Below are 19,957 nucleotides of genomic sequence, written 5' to 3'. Positions count from 1 at the left end.
GATCCAGCCGCCTGCCGCTCCTGCCCCCCGCATCCTACGGCGGGCCCAGGGGGTGCCGTTTGGATCACCCCCCAGCCGAAGACCGCTGTGGGAGTATCGGCAGCGTATGCGCGACGCGCACCCGTACGCGCGTGCATCCCACACGTACCCATCCGTACAACGTCGCACCTATGAGGAGCGTGCCCATGTCGTCGAACCCGGTCGCCGAGACCGTTGCCTCGCTGATGCCCAGGGCGAAGGCGGAGCTCACCGAGCTGGTGGCCTTCAAGTCGGTGGCGGACTTCGGCCAGTTCCCCCGCAGCGAGAGCGAGGGCGCCGCGAACTGGGTGGCCCAGGCGCTGCGCACCGAGGGCTTCCAGGACGTGGCACTGCTCGACACCCCGGACGGCACACAGTCGGTGTACGGCTTCCTGCCCGGCCCCGAGGGCGCGAAGACCGTGCTGCTGTACGCGCACTACGACGTGCAGCCGCCGCTCGACGAAACGGGGTGGGTGACACCGCCGTTCGAGCTGACGGAGCGCGACGGCCGCTGGTACGGGCGGGGCGCCGCCGACTGCAAGGGCGGCGTCATCATGCACCTTCTCGCCCTGCGCGCACTCAAGGCGAACGGCGGTGTCCCGGTCAACGTCAAGGTGATCGCGGAGGGTTCGGAGGAACAGGGCACGGGCGGTCTGGAGCGGTACGCCGAGGAACACCCGGATCTCCTCACCGCCGACACGATCGTCATCGGTGACTCCGGCAACTTCCGGGTCGGCGTGCCGACGGTCACCACGGCGCTGCGCGGCATGACCGCCGTACGCGTCCGGATCGACACCCTCGGCGGCAATCTGCACTCGGGGCAGTTCGGTGGCGCGGCACCCGACGCGCTGGCCGCGCTGATCCGGGTACTGGACTCGCTGCGCGCCGAGGACGGTTCGACGACGGTCGACGGGCTGACGGGCGAAGCGCGCTGGGCCGGACTGCAGTACGAGGAAGGCCAGTTCCGCGAGGACGCCAAGGTGCTCGACGGTGTGGAGCTGATCGGCTCCGGCACGGTCGCCGACCGTATCTGGGCGCGTCCTGCCGTGACCGTGCTCGGCATCGACTGCCCGCCGGTGATCGGCGCCACCCCGTCCGTGCAGGCGAGCGCCCGCGCCCTGGTCAGCCTGCGGGTGCCGCCGGGCGTGGACGCGACCGAGGCGACCAAGCTGCTCCAGGCCCACCTCGAGGCGCACACGCCGTGGGGCGCACGGGTGAGCACCGAGCTCAGCGGCCAGGGCCAGCCGTTCCGCGCCGACACCTCCAGCCCGGCGTACGCGGCGATGGCCGAGGCGATGCGCGTCGCGTACGACGGGGAGGAGATGCAGTACGCCGGGCAGGGTGGCTCCATCCCGCTGTGCAACACCCTCGCGTCCCTCTACCCGCGCGCGGAGATCCTCCTGATCGGCCTGAGCGAGCCGGAGGCGCAGATTCACGCGGTGAACGAGAGCGTGTCTCCTGAGGAGTTGGAACGCCTTTCGGTCGCCGAGGCGCTTTTCCTGCGCAACTACGCGGCGGGCTGAGCGAGTTCGCGGGCTCTGACTGAGGGCCTATCCCACGGGCACGCCGGCCTCCAGATAGAGCGCCGCCCCCTGTTCCCGTGCGCGCAACGCCCAGCGCAGGCGCTCGTAGCGGACCGGCGGCAGCAGGGTGGCGGCCTCCTCCTCGCTGGCGAAGCGCCAGCCGCGCAGTTCGGGGCCCGGCAGCAGCATCCGCCGGGCCTCGGCGCCGTCGAGCCGTCCGCCGTCGAAGAGGAGGCGCAGTCCGCCGTAGCCGGGCGGCGCGGGCGGTTCCCAGTCGACGACCAACAGGCGTGGTACGTCGTCGAGTTGGATGCCGGTCTCCTCGGCGACCTCGCGGATGCCGGCGCGCGCGGGGGCCTCGCCCCGTTCGACGACACCGCCGGGGAACTCCCAGCCGGCCTTGTACGTGGGGTCGACGAGGAGTACGCGATTCTGCTCGTCGAAGAGGAGCACCCCCGCGGCGACGGTCTCCGCGGTGGGCTCCGGAGTCTGCACGATGTCGCAGACGGGGACGGCGCCGGTGCGCACGGCGTCGGCGATGCGCTCCGCGGACTCGTACGGGGTGAGCGCGCTGGTGTCCACGAGGTGGGCGTCGACGGTGAGCCAGCCGGCCAGGGCGGCGCGGTAGGGCTCGATGTGGTCGTACGACCACTGGCGCACCCGTATCTCCCCGTCGGGGAGGTCGGGTGGCACCTCCCGGCCGGCTATTCGTTCCCGCAGGATCGTTTCCGCCGGGGCGAGGAGCACATGCCGTACCGGAATCCTGCGGGAGGCGAGCCCGCCGAAGATCTCGTCGCGGTAGTCCTGGCGGAGCAGGGTCATGGGAATCACCAGGACGCCGCCGAGTTCGGCGAGCAGCGCGGCCGCGGTGTCGACCACGAGCCGACGCCAGATCGGCAGGTCCTGGAAGTCGCCGACCTCGGCGAGGTGCTTGGGCGGCAGCAGATGCGTCAGCCCGGCTCCGACGAGCTCGGGGTCGAAGAGTGTGCTGTTCGGGATCAGGTCGATCAGTTCCCGTGCGGTGGTGGTCTTCCCCGCACCGAACGCGCCGTTGATCCAAACGACGGTCACGGTTCCCCCTCTTCTGTTGACCCCCTGAGGCTTGCCCTCCACCTTGCCACGGAAACCAGGTCCTGATGAGGGCGCCTTCCGCCGCCCCGGAGACAGGAGCCGGACACACGGGCGGACAAAGGGTCGTACACATGCGAAAGCCCGGCCGTGGGCGGGCCGGGCTTCTTGTCGGGACGTCGGGACGTGGGTATGTCGAGATGTCGAGATACAGCCCCGCGGGGCCGAAGTTCGGTCAGCCCTTCCGCTGCGTGTTCTCGACCACGGGTTTGACGGCCGCCTTGCCGTCGCTGACCGTCTTGTCCAGCGTGCCGATCGTGTCCTGTACGTCGAGCTTGCCGAGGGCGTCGCCTTCGAGTGAGTGGGACGGGGTGACCGCAGCCACGACGAATCCGGCGGCGAGGGACGCGACGGCGAGCATGCTTCGCTTCTTCATGCCCGACTCAACTGCGAAACCCGGCATGAGTCACGGTCAGCCTCCCACCCCCGCCGCCGTCGTCGCGCTCGACTGCCTGCTGAGCGCTGCCGCCGCCGCGCCGACCAGCCCCGCGTCCGTCCCCATCTGGGCGGGCGCCACGGTGAGTCGCTGGACGAACGACAGCGTCGCGTAGTCGCGCAGGGCGGCGCGCAGGGGCGTGAACAGGAGGTCGCCCGCCTTGCCCACTCCCCCGCCGATCACCGCGATGTCGATCTCCACCAGGGTCGCCGTCGCGGCGATGCCTGCGGCCAGGGCCTGGGCGGCGCGCTCGAAGGACGCCAGAGCGACGGAGTCGCCCGCGCGGGCGGCGGCGGCCACCGCGGCGGCCGAGGTGTCGCCGTCGGGGCCGGGCTGCCAGCCGCCCTCGATGGCGCGGCGGGCGATGTTCGGCCCGCTGGCGATGCGCTCGACGCAGCCGCGGGACCCGCACGGGCAGAGGTCGCCGTCGAGGTCCACGCTGATGTGACCGATGTGGCCGGCGTTGCCCGTGGGCCCCGGATGCAGCCGGCCGCCCAGGACCAGACCGCCGCCGACGCCCGTGGAGACGACCATGCACAGCGCGTTGTCGTGCCCGCGGGCCGCGCCCTGCCAGTGTTCGGCGGCCGTGATCGCCACGCCGTCGCCGATCAGCTCCACGGGAAGCCCTTCGGTGGCGGCGCTGACCCGCTCGACCAGCGGGTAGTCGCGCCAGCCCGGGATGTTCACGGGGCTCACCGTGCCCGTCGAGGCGTCCACCGGGCCCGCGCTGCCGATGCCGAGGGCGGTGGCGCGGCTCCACAGCGGCGAGCCGGTCAGCTCGCCGAGCACGGCCTCGACGGCTCGCATGATGGTGTCGCCGTCCTCCTGCGCGGGCGTGGCGCGCTGCGTGTGCAGGAGGATCCGGCCATGGCCGTCCACCAGCGCTCCGGCGATCTTGGTGCCGCCGATGTCGAGCGCGGCCACGAGGTCGGTGTGCATCTGTGTCTGAGTCTCCCGGTGCGGTGTCTTTCCTGCGGCGGCCCGCGGCGGCGGCGCCCCCGCAGTCTTACCAGGGATGCCCCCCGGCCCACCGGCCGGACGAAACAGGCAGCAGGACTGGCCTTGAAGTCAGGCAGCACGACTGGTCCCGTAGCAGGGCAGGCCGGAGATTGCGGGGGATAGTGTCTCCCGCATCTGACAACGTTGTCCAGGCCCTATGCTCGACGCCACATCCGCAATGAGCACGTGTTGAGCATGTATTGAGCACATCAGGACCAACGCATCCCGTGGACAACAGGACAGGACAGCGCATCGTGGCCGAGACCGCCCGCCGACCCGACAACCGCTATGGCAATCGTCCGACCATGAAAGACGTCGCGGCACGTGCCGGAGTCGGCCTCAAGACGGTGTCGCGCGTAGTCAACGGTGAGCCGGGGGTCACCCCGGACACCGAGCGCCGGGTGCAGGAGGCGATCGACGCACTGGGCTTCCGCCGCAACGACAGCGCGCGGGTGCTCCGCAAGGGGCGCACCGCGAGCATCGGCCTGGTCCTGGAGGATCTTTCCGACCCCTTCTACGGCCCACTCAGCCGCGCGGTCGAGGAAGTGGCCCGCGCGCACGGCGCCCTGCTGATCAACGGCTCCAGCGCCGAGGACCCGGACCGCGAGCAGGAACTGGTCCTGGCGCTGTGCGCGCGCCGCGTGGACGGGCTCGTCGTCATCCCGGCCGGTGACGACCACCGCTATCTGGAACCGGAGATAAAGGCGGGCGTCGCCACGGTCTTCGTGGACCGCCCCGCCGGTCAGATCGACGCGGACGTCGTCCTGTCCGACAACTTCGGCGGTGCGCGCGACGGCGTCGCCCATCTCATCGCCCACGGGCATCGCCGAATCGGCTTCATCGGCGACATGCCCCGCATCCACACCGCCGCCGAGCGGCTGCGCGGCTATCGCACCGCCATGGAGGCCGCGGGCGTCCCGGTCGAGGAGGCCTGGACCTCCCTGGGCGTCACCGATCCGCAGCGGGTCCGCCGGGCCGCCGAGGCCATGCTGTCGGGGCCCTCTCCCGTCACCGCGATCTTCACGGGCAACAACCGCGTCACGGTCACCGTCGTCCGCGTCCTCGCCGAACGCTCCCGGCCTGTCGCCCTCGTCGGTTTCGACGACATCGAACTCGCCGATCTCCTCCAGCCCGGCGTCACCGTCGTCGCCCAGGACGCCGCCCAGCTCGGCCGCACCGCCGCCGACCGTCTTTTCCGCCGGCTCGACGGCACACTCGCCCTCCCGGAGCGCATCGAACTCCCGACCAGACTGATCACCCGCGGCTCGGGCGAACTGCCGCCGGCGAGCTGACCGATGACGTATCCGGATCACCGCACCCTCACGGCACTCGGCCTCGCCGAGGCCCCGCGCGACCACCCCCTGACCTATCCGGGCGCCTGGCCCGAGGAGTCCGGACTCCTGGACGGCGACCGGTTGTTGCCGCTGACCCGCCTCACCTTCGAGGACCGCGTCCCGGTCCTCGCGGTCGGCTCCAACGCCTGCCCCGCCCAACTCCGGCACAAGATGCGGGAGTACGGGGTCACCGCACCCATCCCCCTGGTGAAGGCGAAGGTCACGGGCATCGAGATCGGTGTCTCCGCGCATATCACCGGGCTCGGTTACGTGTCCGCCTCGCCCTTCCGCGCTCCCGGACTCACCCGGGAGTTGTTCCTCACCTGGCTGAACCCGGCGCAGCTCGACGCGATCGACAGGAGCGAGGGAGTCACCGCGCCATCGGGTGCGTACGACCGTGTGCTGCTGCCATCTGCCGACGTTCCCATCGAGCTGGAGTCGGGCGAGCTGCTCGACGGCGCCCATCTCTACGTCAACCGCCGTGGCGTCCTCCACAACGGCTCCGGGACCCCGCGCAGGCACCTCGGCGAGCATGCGCTGCTCACCGAACTCCTCGCCGAGTCACCGCGGTTGAGGGAACTGTTCGGCTCCACACCCGAGGAGTTCTGCGTCCGCGCGCGCGGCGACCAGGCCCTGTGCATGCGCGGCACCCGGCTGTTCGCCGAGGAGGGGTGGACGACGGCTTCCGGCCTGGAGAAGTACGTACGCGCTCAGCATTCCGGCAATCCCGGCACCGGTGCGTCGTTGTCGCCACCTTCGATGTAGACGTCGCTGATGAAGACGTTCTTGTTGCCGCTGTCGTCGTCCGTCTTCGCCCACCAGATGTTCGTCCACTCGTCATAGGTCTCGCGGCGGCCCAGGTTCTGCTGGCAGTAGAAGTAGTTGGTGCCCGCCTTGAGGATGCCGACCTCGGCTCCGTCCGCGGTGTAGGACGCGGCGGCGCGCCAGACCTCGCAGTTGTACTTGCCGCCGCCGATGGGACTGCAGACGGGAGCGGGGCTGGAGCCGCCGCCGCTCGTGCCGCCCGAGTTGCCGCCGCCTGTGGCACCGCCGCCCTCGGTGGGGCCCGGCGAGGGGGCGGGGGCCTTCTTCGTCGGCTCGGCGGCCTCCGGGCGCTCCGGCTTCCCGGGCGCGGGCGAGGACTGCTGGTCGCCCTGCTGGGTGGGGTCGGACTCAGGGTCGTCCGACGCGTCCACCGTGCCACGACTGGGGCCTGCCGAGGACGGGGAGTCGCCGGCTTCCCGGGAGGCCGAAGGCCGCCCGGCCGTCTTGGAGTCGTCGGAGTCGGTCAGCAGGGCCACGGAGACGCCGGTCGCGGCCAGGACGACGGCGACGGCAGCGGCGGCGAGAAGGACTCGGGCCTTACGACGCCGGGGGCCGCCGTCGGAGGCGGTGGCCCCGTCCTGAGGCTGTGGCGCTCCGGGGCCCGGCCCGGCCGAGCCCGGAGCCCCGAAGCCGGGCGGTACCGCCGGGACACTCCGCTCGGTGGCCTCGCGTTGCTTCGGTGCGGATCCGCGCAGGTTGGTGGTCGCGGCGTCCTGGTCAGGGATCTGCGCCACGGCTTCCAGCAGCTCGCGTGCCCGGTCGGCGTCCGGCCGGTCCTGCGGCTGCTTCTGCATCAGCTCCTGCAGTACGGGGCCCAGCGGCCCGGAGGCCCGTGGCTCCGGCAGCGGTTCGGCCACGATCGCGGTGAGCGTGGACCAGGTCGACGTACGGCGGAACGGCGAGGTGCCCTCGACGGCCGCGTACAGCGTGGCGCCCAGGGCCCACACGTCGGAGGCGGGCCCGAAGTCGTGGCCCTGGGCGCGCTCGGGCGCCAAGTAGTCCAGGGAGCCGACCAGTTCACCGCTTCGGGTGAGATGCGTGGTGGAGCCGTCGCCGGGGTCCTCCATCGTCGCGATGCCGAAGTCGGTGAGGACCACGCGGCCGGAACGGTCGAGCAGGATGTTGCCGGGCTTCACGTCGCGGTGCAGGACTCCGGCCTGGTGGGCCGCGGCCAGCGCGTCCATGACCTTCGCGCCGATCTCGGCGGCCTCGCGCGGTTCACGGGGGCCCTGCTCACGCAGGACATCGTCCAGGGAGGGCCCGTCGACCAGCTCCATGACGATCAGCGGACGCCCGTCGACCTCGGCCACGTCGTGCACGGCGATGACTCCGGGGTGGCGCACGCGGGCCGCCGCGCGCGCCTCGCGCTGCATCCTGCGCCCCAGGTCGGCCAGTTCGGGCGCTGCGGCGTCGGTGTACGTCCGCAGTTCCTTGACCGCGACCTCTCGGCCCAGCACCTCGTCATGGGCCCGCCAGACAATGCCCATACCGCCGCGTCCAAGCTGGGCCACGACCCGATAGCGCCCGGCGAGGAGTCGGCCGATCCCGTCCGTGTGTTCGTTCTCCCCCGAAGACACCGCTGCCCCGTTCCTGTGACACACCCATCAACTCCCGTACAGCCTAGGTGCCAGGGGTGACAGCGCGCGCCAGTGGCAACTCCTGTGACAGGCCCGCTACTTGACGAGGACGTTCTCGGTCACTTGGCGGAAACCGTCAGATCGCCCCGCCTCGGCGCCGCGTAACCCTCCAGGTCCACACGGGTCAGACCCGTCACACGCGCCACCTCCGCGATGTCCAGGGCACCGCAGTCCAGGCCCCGCAGCAGGTAGCCGCTGAGCGCCTTGGCGGTCGCGGGTTCGTCCATCACGTCGCCGCCCGCGCGGTTGACGTAGCGGGTGAGGCGCGACGCGGCCTGCTCGAAGCCCTCGCGATAGAAGGCGAACACGGCGGCGTACCGGGTCGGGATGTGGCGCGGGTGCATGTCCCAGCCCTGGTAGTAGGCGCGGGCCAGAGCCCGGCGGGTGAGGCCGTAGTGCAGCCGCCAGGCGTCGTGGACCTTCGAAGTCGGGCCCACAGGAAGGACGTTGGTGGAGCCGTCCGAGACCCGTACGCCGGTACCCGCCGCCGCGACCTGCATGATCGCCTTCGCGTGGTCGGCTGCCGGATGATCACTCGCCTGGTGGGCGGCGCTGACGCCGAGGCAGGCGCTGTAGTCGAAGGTGCCGTAATGCAACCCGGTGGCACGGCCCTCGGCGGCCTGGATCATCCGCGCGACGGTCGCGGTGCCGTCAGTGGCGAGGATGGCCTGGCTGGTCTCGATCTGGATCTCGAACCCGATCCGCCCCGGTTCGAGGTGATGCGCCTTCTCGAACTCCTCCAGCAGCCGCACCATCGCGGTGACCTGCTCGGCGTACGTCACCTTCGGCAGCGTGAGCACCAGACCTTCGGGCAGTCCGCCGGCCTCCATCAGCCCGGTCAGGAAGATGTCGAGCGTCCGGATGCCCCGGTCGCGTACCGGCGCCTCCATGCACTTCATACGGATGCCCATGTACGGGGCGGCCGTGCCCTTCTCGTACGCTTCCGAGACCAGCCGCGCGGCACGGGCGGCGGCTTCGTCCTCCTCGGCGTCGGGGCGCGGGCCGTAACCGTCCTCGAAGTCGACGCGCAGATCCTCGATGGGCTCGTGCTCCAGCTTGGCCCGTACGCGGGCGTGGACGGGCTCGGCCAGCTCGTCGGCGAGGCCGAGGACGGCGGCGAACGAGGCGGCGTCCGGGGCGTGTTCGTCGAGGGCAGCGAGGGCCTGGTCGCCCCAGGAGCGGATGGTGTCGGCGGCGAACACGTCCCCGGGGACGTAGACGGTGTGGACGGGCTGGCGGGTGCCCGGATCTCCGGGGTAACGGCGCTCCAGTTCGGCATCGACCGGAGCGAGGGAGGCGCTGATCTCCTCGCTGACGGCGCCCGCGAGGCTCGTCGTCACCTTCTCCTGCGCGCCCTGGCCCATCCCGACACCCTCTCCAGTTTCCGCTGGCCGGAATCAACAATCCGTAGAGCGAAGTTATCCGCGGACCTTCCCGCTGGTCAACACCCTCCTCCGCCCAGACCCACCCGGGACTTCCCTCCGTAGTCACCGCGGGATCTCGACATGTTCACGCCCAACTCCGACACTGCGATGCGCACGACTCGCCCGGCATCCGCCACCGAAGGAGCCCTCCCGTGCCCATCAAGCACAGCCGAGTCACGCGTCGTCTGGGCCTGAAGACCGCCATCGCCGCCGCGGTCGCCCTGCCTCTGTCCAGTACAGCACCCCTCACCGCGACCGCCGCGGCGCCGGACAGATCCAGCCGCCGCCTGGAAGTCATGTCGTTCAATCTGCGGTACGCGAGCACCAGCGAACCCAACAGCTGGGCCGCCCGCCGCCCCGTGACGCGCGAACTGCTGCGCCGCGAAAGCCTCCATGTCATCGGCACTCAGGAAGGCCTCTACCAGCAGGTGCGCGACATCGAGGCCGACCTCGGACCGAACTTCGACTGGATCGGCACGGGCCGCGCGGGCGGCAGCCGCGACGAGTTCATGGCGATCTTCTACGACACCCGCCGGCTCGCCCCCGTGGAGTACGACCACTTCTGGCTCTCCGACACACCCAACGTCATCGGCTCGAACACCTGGGGCGGCGGCTCCATCCGCATGGTGACCTGGGTCCGCTTCCGCGATCTGCGCGACGGGGAGCGGGAGTTCCACTTCCTCAACACCCACCTCGACAACGCGAGCCAGAACGCACGCGCGCGTGCCGCCCAGCTGATCGCCGAGCGCATCGCGGGCCTCGACCGGTCACTGCCGCTGGTGGTGACCGGCGACTTCAACGTCGCCGCGCACAAGAACCCGGTCTACGACACGATGCTGGGCGCCGGCCTCGTCGACACCTGGGACACGGCGGCCGAGCGGAGCAAGCTGTACGCGACCTTCCACGGTTACCGGCCACTGATCCCGGACGGCGACCGTATCGACTGGGTCCTCACCACTCCCGGCGTCACCGCGCACCGGGCCTCGATCAACACCTTCTCCGCGAACGGCCAGTTCCCGAGCGACCATCTGCCCGTCCAGGCGTCCCTGGCTCTGGGCTGAGCACGGGCACGAGCCCGGGATGAGCCGAGGCCCCCGTGACCGCGTCGACGGTCACAGGGGCCTCGTACTGCTCAATGGTGCTCAGCCCTTGCGGGTCTTGATCTCCTCGGTAAGCTGCGGGACGACCTCGAAGAGGTCGCCGACCACGCCGTAGTCGACCAGGTCGAAGATCGGGGCCTCGGCGTCCTTGTTGACCGCCACGATCGTCTTCGAGGTCTGCATACCGGCCCGGTGCTGGATCGCGCCGGAGATACCGGAGGCGATGTACAGCTGCGGGGACACGGACTTGCCGGTCTGGCCGACCTGGTTGGAGTGCGGGTACCAGCCGGCGTCCACCGCGGCGCGCGAGGCGCCGACGGCCGCGCCGAGGGAGTCGGCGAGCGCCTCGATGATCGCGAAGTTCTCCGCGCCGTTGACGCCACGGCCGCCGGAGACCACGATCGCGGCCTCGGTCAGCTCCGGGCGGCCGGTGGACTCACGGGGCGTACGGGACGTGATCCTGGTGCCGGTCGCCTTGTCCGAGAAGGTCACGGACAGAGCCTCGACCGCGCCGGCAGCCGGGGCGGGCTCCACGGCCGCGCTGTTCGGCTTGACCGTGATGACCGGAGTGCCCTTGGAGACACGGGACTTGGTGGAGAAGCCGGCGGCGAACACCGACTGCGTGGCCACCGGACCCTCGTCGCCGGCCTCCAGGTCGATGGCGTCGGTGATGATGCCCGAGCCGATACGGACCGCGAGGCGAGCGGCGATCTCCTTGCCCTCGGCCGAGGAGGGAACAAGGACGGCGGCCGGGGAGACGGACTCGTACGCGGCCTGCAGCGCGTCCACCTTCGGTACGACCAGGTAGTCGGCGAACTCAGGAGCGTCGGCGGTCAGTACGCGGGTCGCGCCGTGCTCGGCGAGCGCGGCGGCGGTGTCGGCGGCACCCGCGCCGAGGGCGACGGCGACCGGCTCGCCGATGCGACGGGCCAGGGTCAGCAGCTCCAGGGTGGGCTTGCGGACGGCACCGTCCACGTGGTCGACGTAGACGAGAACTTCAGCCATGGGACTTCTTCTCTCCTGCTTGCGAAAGATGAGGGGCGGTAAGCGGGCTGGGCCTTAGATGAACTTCTGGCCCGCGAGGAACTCAGCGAGCTGCTTGCCGCCCTCGCCCTCGTCCTTGACGATCGTGCCGGCCGTGCGCGCCGGGCGCTCTGTGGCGGAGTCGACGACCGTGTAGGCGCCCTCCAGGCCGACCTCCTCGGCCTCGATGTCGAGGTCGGACAGGTCCCAGGAGGTCACCGGCTTCTTCTTGGCGGCCATGATGCCCTTGAAGGACGGGTAGCGCGCCTCGCCCGACTGGTCGGTGACGGACACGACCGCCGGGAGGGAGGCCTCCAGCTGCTCGGAGGCGGAGTCGCCGTCGCGGCGGCCCTTGACCGTGCCGTCCTCGACGGAGACCTCGGAGAGCAGGGTGACCTGCGGGACGCCCAGGCGCTCGGCCACCAGCGCGGGGACGACACCCATGGTGCCGTCGGTGGACGCCATGCCGGAGATGACCAGGTCATAGCCGGCCTTCTCGATCGCCTTGGCCAGCACCAGCGAGGTGCCGATCGCGTCGGTGCCGTGCAGGTCGTCGTCCTCGACATGGATGGCCTTGTCGGCGCCCATGGACAGGGCCTTGCGGAGCGCGTCCTTGGCGTCCTCCGGGCCCACCGTCAGGACGGTGATCTCAGCGTCGTCGGCCTCGTCGGCGATCTGCAGTGCCTGCTCGACCGCGTACTCGTCGAGCTCCGAGAGCAGACCGTCCACGTCGTCGCGGTCGACGGTCAGGTCATCGGCGAAGTGCCGGTCGCCAGTGGCGTCGGGCACGTACTTCACAGTGACAACGATCCTCAAGCTCACGCCGGCTCTCCTACTGCAATCGTCATTTCCGAGCTGCTTTGTTTCAGGCAGCATAGGCGCCTCAAGCGGCCCGTCCCGGTTGGGGCGGCCTGCGCTCCGAACCAAATATTACTCGCCAGTACACCCAGTTCTTGCCCGCTAAGCAAGCGCTTTGAACTGTGACCTTTGCAACGCAGCGTAATCGGAATCCGACGCTCATGCACAGGGCCGGGGCCGCTCAGTCGCGCAGACCATGGAAGCGCCCCTGGTGGTAGAGCAGTGGGCGCCCGGCGCCGGTGGGATCCCCGAGGACGACCTCAGCGAGGACGACGCGGTGGTCCCCCGCGGGTACGCGCGCGACGATCCGGCACACGAGCCAGGCCAGGACGTCGTCGAGCACGGGCACCCCTTCCGGACCCTGGCGCCACCCTGTGGCCGCGCCGAAACGGTCGGCGCCGCTGCGGGCGAAGGTGGCGGCCAGCTCCCGCTGGTGCTCGCCGAGTATGTGGACGCCGACGTGTTCCGTCTCGGAGATCACCGGCCAGCTCGAGGCGTGCGTGCCGATGCCGAACGAGATCATCGGGGGCTCGGCCGAGACGGAGGTGAGCGAGGTGGCGGTGAAGCCGACCGGGCTGCCGCCGCGCTGGGCGGTGATCACGGCGACTCCGGCCGCGTGCCGCCGGAAGACGGAGCGGAGCAGGTCGGGAGAGGCGAGTTGGGGAGTGCTGAGGCCGGGCAGGGCCGTCATGGAGTTGTCCTTCTGCAGGGGGCGACGAGGTCCTGGACTGCTCAACAGACCGGACAGCGCGCGCTCGCGTTGCGGGCGAGGTCCACGTAGACGCGCTCGTGGAGAAGGAGTTCCGGGGGCACACGGCCAGGCTGACGATAGGTGGTGCGCACAGTCAAGTGTGTTCCGACATCTGGGAGATGCGTCACCGGCAGCGGCGCGGGGCACATGCCGCTGCCGTCAAGGCGTTCCAACGGCCTCACCCAGCGCGGCGATCACGTCCGCCTTGCGCGGCTGCCCGGTCGCTCGGCGCACAACGAATCCGTTCGTGTCGAGCACGAGCACGGTCGGGGTCTTGAGGATGTCGAGTTCGCGTACGAGATTCAGGTGGTCCTCGGCGTCGATCTCGATGTGTGTCACGCCCGGGACCATTCCGGCCACTTCGGCGAGCACCCTGCGGGTCGCGCGGCAGGGCGCGCAGAAGGCGCTGGAGAACTGGACGAGCGTGGCCCGTTCACCGAGGTTCTCCCCCAACTCAGCCGCGCCGATCCGCTTTTCACCGTCACGCCCGCGCACTTTCACCTCCTGCTCCGCTGCCGATGCGGCACTCCGTAGTCGCTCGCCACCGCGAGCACCACGACACTTCAGCACTTATGAAAGCCCGAAGATTCCCGGCCCACTGGAGTGGGCCTGTCCCCCGAAGTGACGAGAATCTCGCGGTTCGAAGGAACCAAGACTGGCTACTCGTCCGTTCTTCGGGCACGATCTGCCCAATGCCGTAAACCTACGGCTGCGTAACTTTCCCGCCGGGAGCCCCCTTCCCAGGCAGAGAGAAGGGTCCACTCCGTCCATGGCTGAGCTTGCCTACCGTCCCGCCATCGGTCTCGCCCGCACGCTGTTCAAGGCCTGGGACCTGAAGATCGACTGCAAGGGATCGGAGAACATCCCGCGCTCGGGCGGTGCGGTGCTGGTGAGCAATCACATCAGCTACCTCGACTTCATCTTCGACGGTCTCGCCGCCCTGCCGCAGAAGCGCCTGGTCCGTTTTATGGCGAAGGAGTCGGTGTTCCGGCACAAGGTCTCCGGCCCGCTGATGCGCAACATGAAGCACATCCCCGTGGACCGCAAGAACGGTGAGGCTGCGTACGCGCACGCGCTGGACTCACTGCGTTCCGGTGAAATCGTCGGGGTCTTCCCCGAGGCCACCATCTCGCAGTCGTACACGCTGAAGAGCTTCAAGTCGGGTGCCGCGCGCATGGCCCAGGAGGCCGGCGTCCCGCTGATCCCGATGGCCCTTTGGGGTACGCAGCGACTGTGGACGAAGGGTCACCCGAAGAACTTCAAGCGCAGCCACATCCCGATCACCATCCGCGTGGGCGAGGCGATCGAGGCCTCCCGCGACAAGTACGCGGGCGCGATCACCCGCCAAGTACGCGAGCGCGTCCAGGAACTCCTGGAAGCCGCCCAGCGCGCCTACCCCGTACGCCCCAAGGACCCGAGCGACACCTGGTGGATGCCGGCCCATCTCGGCGGCACGGCTCCGACGCCCGAAGAGGTAAAGGCCGCCGAGGCACGCTGAGCGAGAACTGCGCGTCGACGCCCGGTTTGTCGCGAGCCTGTCGGGGCACTAGCGCGCCATCTCCTCCTTCAGTGCCGCCACGAAGCCGTCCACGTCGTCCTCCGTCGTGTCGAAGGAGCACATCCAGCGGACGTCGCCCGCGGCCTCGTCCCAGAAGTAGAAGCGGTAGCGCTTCTGGAGGCGTTCGCTGACGTCGTGGGGCAGCCGGGCGAAGACGGCGTTGGCCTGGACGGGGTGGAGGATCTCGACGCCGTGCACCGCGCGCACGCCCTCGGCGAGGCGCTGGGCCATCTCGTTGGAGTGGCTGGCGTTGCGCAGCCACAGGTCCTTGGCGAGCAGGGCCTCCAACTGCACGGAAACGAAGCGCATCTTGGAGGCGAGCTGCATCGACAGCTTGCGCAGGTGCTTCATATGGCTGACGGCGTCCTGGTTGAGGACGACGACGGCCTCGCCGAACAGCGCGCCGTTCTTGGTGCCGCCGAAGGACAAGACGTCCACGCCGACCGCGTTGGTGAACGCGCGCATCGGCACGTTCAGCGAGGCGGCGGCGTTGGCGATCCGGGCGCCGTCGAGGTGCACCTTCATGCCGTGGGCGTGAGCGTGTTCGCAGATCGCTCGGATCTCCTCGGGCGTGTAGATGGTGCCGAGTTCGGTGTTCTGGGTGATCGAGACGACCTGCGGCATCGCGCGGTGCTCGTCCTCCCAGCCGTACGCCTGCCGGTCGATCAGCTCCGGCGTGAGCTTGCCGTCGGGAGTGGGCACCGTCAGCAGCTTGAGGCCGCCCATGCGCTCGGGGGCGCCGCCCTCGTCGACGTTGATGTGCGCACTCTCCGCGCAGATCACCGCACCCCAGCGGTCCGTGAGCGCCTGGAGTGCCACGACGTTGGCCCCCGTGCCGTTGAAGACGGGGAACACCTCGGCCGTCGCACCGAAGTGACTGCGCATCACCTGCTGGAGGTGGTCGGTGTACGCGTCCTCGCCGTACGAGACCTGGTGGCCGCTGTTGGCCAGGGCCAGGGCGGCGAGCACCTCGGGATGGGCCCCCGCGTAGTTGTCGCTGGCGAAGCCACGGACCTCCGGGTCGTGATGACGCCGCGCGTCGGTCTTCGGAGGGTTCACGGCTTCTTTGTCAGCCACAGACGCTGTCCGTTCACTTCGGCGGCGGGCCGCTCCCAGACGTCGACGATGGCCTCGGCCAGCTCCCTGACGTCCGTGAAGCCCGCGAACTTCGCGTTGGGGCGCTCGGCGCGCATCGCGTCGTGCACCAACGCCTTCACGACCAGGATCGCAGCCGCCGACGTGGGCCCGGACTCGCCCCCCGCCTTGCGGAAGAAGTCGGCCAGGGCCAGCGTCCAGGCCTCGGCCGCGGCCTTCGCGGCGGCGTAGGCGGCGTTGCCCGCGGTGGGCTTGCTCGCGCCCGCGGCGCTGATCAGGACGTAGCGGCCGCGATCGCTGCGCTGCAAGGCCTCGTGGAAGGCGAGGGAGGTGTGCGCCACGGTACGGATGAGCAGCATCTCGAGGAAGTCCCAGTCGTCGAGGCTCGTCCTGGTGAAGGTCTCGCTGCCGCGCCAGCCGCCGACGAGGTGGACCAGGCCGTCGACGCGGCCGAAGTCCTTCTCGATGCGGGTGGCCCAGTCCTGGGACGACTGCCGGTCGAGCAGGTCGACCGTGTCCCCGACGACGGTGGCGCCGCCGTGTGCGTAGCTCGCCGCGTCCACGGCCTCCGCGAGCCGCTCCGGATCGTTGTCGGAGCCGATGACGACCGCTCCCGCCTCGGCGAGCCGCATCAACGCTGCCCGGCCGGCCGGACCACCCGCACCGGCCACCGCGATCACCGCGCCGTCGAGCGCCCCGTTCCCCATGGTCCTCGCCTCCTGAGCAATGTTGATCGCGACGTCGCTCACGCAGCGACCCGCTCGGCGCGCTCTCCGGTGATGCCCCGGGTTGAGGCGATCACGTTCTTCAGCTTCTTGGAGAGTGCTTCATAGAACATGCTCAGCGGAAACTCGTCCGGAAGCACGTCATCGACGAGTTTTCGCGGCGGCTGGCTCAGATCCAGGGCGTCCGGGCCCTTGGCCCACTTGGAGCCCGGGTGCGGGGCGAGGTAGGTGGAGACCAGTTCGTAGCCGGCGAACCAGTGGACCAGCTTCGGACGGTCGATGCCGTCGCGGTACAGCTTCTCGATCTCTGCGCACAGCTCGTTGGTGACCTGCGGGGCGCGCTGCCAGTCGATGGACAGCTTGTTGTCCCTCCAGCGGACGACATCGTGCTTGTGCAGGTACGCGAAGAGCAGCTGGCCGCCGAGGCCGTCGTAGTTACGGACGCGCTCTCCGGTGACCGGGAAGCGGAACATCCGGTCGAACAGCACCGCGTACTGGACGTCACGGCCCTGCGGGACGCCGTCGGCCTCCAGCTTCACGGCCTCCTTGAAGGCGGTGAGGTCGCAGCGCAGCTCCTCCAGGCCGTACATCCAGAAGGGCTGGCGCTGCTTGATCATGAACGGGTCGAAGGGCAGGTCGCCATGGCTGTGGGTGCGGTCGTGGACCATGTCCCACAGGACGAAGGCCTGCTGGCAGCGGTCCTGGTCGGCGACCATCTCGCGTACGTCGTCGGGAAGTTCGAGCCCGAGGATGCCGACGGCGGCCTCGGTGACCCGGCGGAACCGGGCGGCCTCGCGGTCACAGAAGATGCCGCCCCAGCTGAACCGCTCGGGGGCCTCGCGTACGGCGATGGTCTCCGGGAAGAGGACGGCCGAGTTGGTGTCGTAGCCCGAGGTGAAGTCCTCGAAGGTGATGCCGCAGAACAGCGGGTTGTCGTAGCGGGTGCGCTCCAGCTCGGCGAGCCAGTCCGGCCAGACCATGCGCAGCACGAGGGCTTCGAGGTTGCGGTTCGGGTTGCCGTTCTGCGTGTACATCGGGAAGACGACCAGGTGCTGGAGGCCGTCCCGGCGGTTGGCGGCGGGCTGGAAGGCCAGCAGCGAGTCGAGGAAGTCGGGCACCTTGAAGCCGTCGTCGGCCCAGCGGCGCAGGTCGTCGGCGAGCGCCTTGTGGTACGCGGCGTCGTGCGGCAGCAGCGGGGCGAGCGCCTCGACGGCGTCCACGACACGGCGTACGGCGAGCTCAGCGTCGCCGGGATCGGGGGCGCCCTCGGCTTCGAAGTCGATCGAGCCGTCCTTGGACTGCCATGGCCGGATCCGCTCCACGGCATCCTTGAGCACGGGCCAGGCCGGGTGCTCCACCACCCTGCCACTGGGAGGAACCTGCTCCTCCGTACCCACCTGCACAAGAATTTCCGTCATGACCCCATCCTCCACGGGAGAACCTCGCGTACCCACACCGTATGCATGTGGGGTTCTCTCCCACAAGTGGAGGTTCGGGAAATCGTCCTGCGTCACCCCTACCTTCACCGCTCTTTTTCCTGCCGGATACCGTTTCGGCGATTAGTTCCACCGCCGCCTGGGTAGCGATGCGGCCGGTCGACGTGGGGCCGGTCAACCCGCCTCGGGACTCGCCCACCCAGGGGTGAGCCGGGCCACCGCAACAGGCTGCGCCCGGGCGGCTGCACAGCGTCTGACAGGCAGCTGGACGGCGTGATTCCTCTCGTTCGGACCGGGTTCATCGTCGAGCCGGGCGATTAGGCTGCCGCCTGGCCGCGTGGGCACGGGACCGCAGCGCGCGGCAGCCGAGCCGCCGTCGACGGAAGCGGAGCCAGTCTTGAACTTCCTCACCATCGGTCATCGCGGAATCATGGGTGTCGAACCCGAGAACACCCTCCGTTCCTTCGTCGCCGCCGAGCAGGCCGGCCTCGACGTGATCGAACTCGATCTGCATCTGAGCAAGGACGGCGCGCTCGTCGTCATGCACGACGCCGACGTGGACCGGACGACCGACGGTTCGGGGCCGATCGCCGAGCAGACCCTCGCCGAGCTGCGCGCACTGGACGCGGGCCGCGGTGAGCGCATCCCGGTCTTCGAGGAGGTCCTGGACGCCGTCACGGCCCCGCTCCAGGCCGAGATCAAGGACGTCGCGGCGGCTCAGGCGCTCGCCGAGGTCATGCACCGGCGGGATCTGGCCGACCGGGTCGAGGTGCTGTCGTTCCACGACGAGGCGATCGCCGAGATCGCGCGGCTCGTCCCGGGCGTACGCACCGGGCTGGTCGCCAGTCGCTACGGCACCGATGTCGTCGAGCGCGCCACCGCGGTCGGCGCCACCAGTGTCGTACTGAACATCCGGCGGCTCACCCTGGAGGTCGTCGAGTGCGCACGCAAGGCGGATCTGCGGATCATCGGCTGGGTGGTGAACACGCAGGATCATCTGCGGCTGGTACGCGCCCTGGAGCTGGACGGCGCGACCACCGACTACCCGGAGATCAAGCGCACGGGCCGCTTCACGGCGTAACGGCTATGCGAGCGGCTTGACCAGCAGCTCGAACTGCAGGTCGTCGCGCTGCGGGATGCCGAACCGCTCGTCGCCGTACGGGAAGGGCGTCATCTGTCCCGTACGGCGGTAGCCGCGCCGCTCGTACCAGGCGATGAGGTCTTCTCGTGCGGTGATCACGGTCATGTGCATCTCCGCGGCGCCCCAGATCTCGCGCGCGTATCGCTCGGCCTCGGCGAGGATCACCTTTCCGAGGCCCCCGCCCTGCTGCGCCGGGCTGACCGCGAACATGCCGAAGTAGGCGTGGTCACCGCGGTGTTCGAGCTGGCAGCAGGCGATCAGGGTGCCGTCGCGCTCGACGGTACGCAGCCTGCTGTCGGGCGACTTGATGACCTCGAGCACGCCCTCCGGGTCCGTCCGCTGCCCCTGGAGGATGTCCGCCTCGGTGGTCCAGCCGGTCCGGCTGGAGTCCCCGCGGTAGGCCGACTCGATCAGCGCGACCAGAGCGTCGACGTCGGCGTCCGTGGCATCGCGGAAGGTCAGTCCGGTGGAGGCGGCGGTGTCCATGGAAGGGTTCTCCGAATCTCGGCGCGGCTCGGGCACCGAAGAGCGTAACTCTCCTATTAGGGTGCGGCTCCATGGTGCATGTACTGAGCAGCCGGACCCTGCTCCGCCCGACCGACCCCGAGCGCTCCCGCGCCTTCTACGGCGAGCAACTGGGTCTCGCCGTCTACCGCGAGTTCGGCACCGGCCCCGAACGCGGCACCGTCTACTTCCTCGGCGGCGGCTTCCTGGAAGTCGCCGGCCGCTCCGCCGAACCCCCCTCCCCCGCGGTCAAACTGTGGCTCCAGGTGGCGGACGCGACAGCCGCGTACGAGGAGCTGACGGCTCGGGGCGTCGAGATCCTGCGGCCCCCGGTCAAGGAACCGTGGGGTCTGATCGAGATGTGGCTCACCGATCCGGACGGAACCGAGATCGTGGTGGTGGAGATACCGGCGGACCATCCACTGCGGTATCGGCCGTAAGC

General features: G+C 70.0%; 19 protein-coding genes and 1 pseudogene. 7 read left to right on the top strand and 13 right to left on the bottom strand.

The window, feature by feature from the left end; genetic code table 11:
- The first annotated feature begins 185 nt into the window (after positions 1-185).
- Positions 186-1,541 carry a dipeptidase gene (locus IEZ21_RS17140; protein WP_189322752.1) on the top strand — a complete coding sequence of 452 codons (1,356 nt, stop codon included), beginning with the start codon at positions 186-188 and terminating at the stop codon, positions 1,539-1,541.
- Positions 1,542-1,568: 27 nt separating this feature from the next.
- Here the strand turns inward: IEZ21_RS17140 and IEZ21_RS17135 are convergent, their stop codons facing one another.
- The 3 genes from IEZ21_RS17135 to IEZ21_RS17125 all read right to left on the bottom strand — a co-directional run bounded on the left by IEZ21_RS17135 (position 1,569) and on the right by IEZ21_RS17125 (position 4,044).
- Positions 1,569-2,612, bottom strand: a complete 1,044-nt coding sequence (locus IEZ21_RS17135; RefSeq protein ID WP_189322751.1) for an NUDIX hydrolase — start codon at positions 2,610-2,612, stop codon at positions 1,569-1,571.
- Positions 2,613-2,844: 232 nt separating this feature from the next.
- Positions 2,845-3,045: a hypothetical protein gene (locus tag IEZ21_RS17130; RefSeq protein WP_033318633.1), complete on the bottom strand. Its 201-nt coding sequence runs from the start codon at positions 3,043-3,045 to the stop codon at positions 2,845-2,847.
- Between the two features lie 36 nt (positions 3,046-3,081).
- Positions 3,082-4,044 carry an ROK family protein gene (locus IEZ21_RS17125; RefSeq protein ID WP_189322750.1) on the bottom strand — a complete coding sequence of 321 codons (963 nt, stop codon included), beginning with the start codon at positions 4,042-4,044 and terminating at the stop codon, positions 3,082-3,084.
- 287 nt (positions 4,045-4,331) lie between these two features.
- On the opposite strand from IEZ21_RS17125, the gene IEZ21_RS17120 reads away from it, so the two are divergent.
- The gene (locus tag IEZ21_RS17120) at positions 4,332-5,396 is read left to right on the top strand and encodes a LacI family DNA-binding transcriptional regulator (RefSeq protein WP_246567822.1); all 1,065 of its coding nucleotides are present in this window, start codon (positions 4,332-4,334) and stop codon (positions 5,394-5,396) included.
- Positions 5,397-5,399: 3 nt separating this feature from the next.
- Complete coding sequence (locus tag IEZ21_RS17115; RefSeq protein WP_189322749.1) at positions 5,400-6,203, top strand: hypothetical protein; 804 nt, start codon at positions 5,400-5,402, stop codon at positions 6,201-6,203.
- Here the strand turns inward: IEZ21_RS17115 and IEZ21_RS17110 are convergent.
- Together IEZ21_RS17110 and IEZ21_RS17105 are read right to left on the bottom strand one after the other, a co-directional pair.
- Complete coding sequence (locus IEZ21_RS17110; protein ID WP_189322748.1) at positions 6,149-7,840, bottom strand: serine/threonine-protein kinase; 1,692 nt, start codon at positions 7,838-7,840, stop codon at positions 6,149-6,151. The genes IEZ21_RS17115 and IEZ21_RS17110 overlap by 55 nt on opposite strands.
- Before the next feature lie 119 nt (positions 7,841-7,959).
- Positions 7,960-9,264 (bottom strand): DUF6986 family protein, encoded by a 1,305-nt coding sequence (locus IEZ21_RS17105; protein ID WP_189322747.1) that lies wholly within the window; start codon positions 9,262-9,264, stop codon positions 7,960-7,962.
- Between the two features lie 212 nt (positions 9,265-9,476).
- Here IEZ21_RS17105 and IEZ21_RS17100 point away from each other — a divergent pair, with 212 nt between their 5' ends.
- Entirely contained in the window at positions 9,477-10,385 is a 909-nt protein-coding gene (locus IEZ21_RS17100; RefSeq protein ID WP_189322746.1) for an endonuclease/exonuclease/phosphatase family protein, read from the top strand.
- 81 nt (positions 10,386-10,466) lie between these two features.
- Here the strand turns inward: IEZ21_RS17100 and IEZ21_RS17095 are convergent, their stop codons facing one another.
- The 4 genes and pseudogenes from IEZ21_RS17095 to IEZ21_RS17080 form a co-directional block, all read right to left on the bottom strand.
- Complete coding sequence (locus IEZ21_RS17095) at positions 10,467-11,429, bottom strand: electron transfer flavoprotein subunit alpha/FixB family protein (RefSeq protein WP_189322745.1); 963 nt, start codon at positions 11,427-11,429, stop codon at positions 10,467-10,469.
- A 54-nt stretch (positions 11,430-11,483) separates the two neighbouring features.
- Positions 11,484-12,269 carry an electron transfer flavoprotein subunit beta/FixA family protein gene (locus IEZ21_RS17090; RefSeq protein ID WP_033318641.1) on the bottom strand — a complete coding sequence of 262 codons (786 nt, stop codon included), beginning with the start codon at positions 12,267-12,269 and terminating at the stop codon, positions 11,484-11,486.
- A gap of 217 nt (positions 12,270-12,486) precedes the next feature.
- On the bottom strand, positions 12,487-12,996 hold the full coding sequence (locus IEZ21_RS17085) for a flavin reductase family protein (protein WP_189322744.1): 510 nt from the start codon (positions 12,994-12,996) through the stop codon (positions 12,487-12,489).
- A 219-nt stretch (positions 12,997-13,215) separates the two neighbouring features.
- A pseudogene (locus IEZ21_RS17080) lies at positions 13,216-13,610 on the bottom strand (TlpA family protein disulfide reductase).
- Between the two features lie 215 nt (positions 13,611-13,825).
- On the opposite strand from IEZ21_RS17080, the gene IEZ21_RS17075 reads away from it, so the two are divergent.
- A complete protein-coding gene (locus tag IEZ21_RS17075; RefSeq protein WP_033318643.1) occupies positions 13,826-14,554 on the top strand; it encodes a lysophospholipid acyltransferase family protein in 729 nt (242 codons plus the stop codon).
- 48 nt (positions 14,555-14,602) lie between these two features.
- Here the strand turns inward: IEZ21_RS17075 and IEZ21_RS17070 are convergent, their stop codons facing one another.
- From IEZ21_RS17070 to IEZ21_RS17060, 3 genes are read right to left on the bottom strand one after another with little or no spacing between them, the layout of a single operon-like run.
- On the bottom strand, positions 14,603-15,673 hold the full coding sequence (locus IEZ21_RS17070) for a threonine aldolase family protein (RefSeq protein ID WP_189322742.1): 1,071 nt from the start codon (positions 15,671-15,673) through the stop codon (positions 14,603-14,605).
- The gene (locus IEZ21_RS17065) at positions 15,670-16,416 is read right to left on the bottom strand and encodes an SDR family NAD(P)-dependent oxidoreductase (protein ID WP_189322741.1); all 747 of its coding nucleotides are present in this window, start codon (positions 16,414-16,416) and stop codon (positions 15,670-15,672) included. Before IEZ21_RS17065 ends, IEZ21_RS17070 begins: the two co-directional genes overlap by 4 nt.
- Before the next feature lie 38 nt (positions 16,417-16,454).
- Positions 16,455-17,852, bottom strand: coding sequence for a DUF6421 family protein (locus IEZ21_RS17060; RefSeq protein WP_189322740.1), 1,398 nt, complete (start codon positions 17,850-17,852; stop codon positions 16,455-16,457).
- 415 nt (positions 17,853-18,267) lie between these two features.
- Between IEZ21_RS17060 and IEZ21_RS17055 the strand changes: the two genes are divergently transcribed.
- Positions 18,268-18,951, top strand: a complete 684-nt coding sequence (locus IEZ21_RS17055; RefSeq protein ID WP_189322739.1) for a glycerophosphodiester phosphodiesterase — start codon at positions 18,268-18,270, stop codon at positions 18,949-18,951.
- Between the two features lie 3 nt (positions 18,952-18,954).
- On the opposite strand, the gene IEZ21_RS17050 is transcribed toward IEZ21_RS17055, so the two are convergent.
- The gene (locus IEZ21_RS17050) at positions 18,955-19,497 is read right to left on the bottom strand and encodes a GNAT family N-acetyltransferase (RefSeq protein ID WP_189322738.1); all 543 of its coding nucleotides are present in this window, start codon (positions 19,495-19,497) and stop codon (positions 18,955-18,957) included.
- 71 nt (positions 19,498-19,568) lie between these two features.
- Between IEZ21_RS17050 and IEZ21_RS17045 the strand changes: the two genes are divergently transcribed.
- Complete coding sequence (locus tag IEZ21_RS17045; protein ID WP_189322737.1) at positions 19,569-19,955, top strand: VOC family protein; 387 nt, start codon at positions 19,569-19,571, stop codon at positions 19,953-19,955.
- Positions 19,956-19,957: the final 2 nt, after the last annotated feature.

Source organism: Streptomyces flaveus, from assembly GCF_014647675.1.
GTDB classification, from domain to species: domain Bacteria; phylum Actinomycetota; class Actinomycetes; order Streptomycetales; family Streptomycetaceae; genus Streptomyces; species Streptomyces flaveus.
This window is presented reverse-complemented; position numbering and strand designations above follow the sequence as displayed.

Bases quoted from the DNA above. Each gene is read 5' to 3' on its own strand.
- IEZ21_RS17125 (WP_189322750.1), bottom strand. From the start codon at position 4,044: ATGCACACCGACCTCGTGGCCGCGCTCGACATCGGCGGCACCAAGATC.
- IEZ21_RS17065 (WP_189322741.1), bottom strand. From the start codon at position 16,416: ATGGGGAACGGGGCGCTCGACGGCGCGGTGATCGCGGTGGCCGGTGCG.
- IEZ21_RS17075 (WP_033318643.1), top strand. From the start codon at position 13,826: ATGGCTGAGCTTGCCTACCGTCCCGCCATCGGTCTCGCCCGCACGCTG.
- IEZ21_RS17050 (WP_189322738.1), bottom strand. From the start codon at position 19,497: ATGGACACCGCCGCCTCCACCGGACTGACCTTCCGCGATGCCACGGAC.
- IEZ21_RS17130 (WP_033318633.1), bottom strand. From the start codon at position 3,045: ATGAAGAAGCGAAGCATGCTCGCCGTCGCGTCCCTCGCCGCCGGATTC.
- IEZ21_RS17105 (WP_189322747.1), bottom strand. From the start codon at position 9,264: ATGGGCCAGGGCGCGCAGGAGAAGGTGACGACGAGCCTCGCGGGCGCC.
- IEZ21_RS17095 (WP_189322745.1), bottom strand. From the start codon at position 11,429: ATGGCTGAAGTTCTCGTCTACGTCGACCACGTGGACGGTGCCGTCCGC.
- IEZ21_RS17085 (WP_189322744.1), bottom strand. From the start codon at position 12,996: ATGACGGCCCTGCCCGGCCTCAGCACTCCCCAACTCGCCTCTCCCGAC.
- IEZ21_RS17060 (WP_189322740.1), bottom strand. From the start codon at position 17,852: ATGACGGAAATTCTTGTGCAGGTGGGTACGGAGGAGCAGGTTCCTCCC.
- IEZ21_RS17115 (WP_189322749.1), top strand. From the start codon at position 5,400: ATGACGTATCCGGATCACCGCACCCTCACGGCACTCGGCCTCGCCGAG.
- IEZ21_RS17140 (WP_189322752.1), top strand. From the start codon at position 186: ATGTCGTCGAACCCGGTCGCCGAGACCGTTGCCTCGCTGATGCCCAGG.
- IEZ21_RS17045 (WP_189322737.1), top strand. From the start codon at position 19,569: ATGGTGCATGTACTGAGCAGCCGGACCCTGCTCCGCCCGACCGACCCC.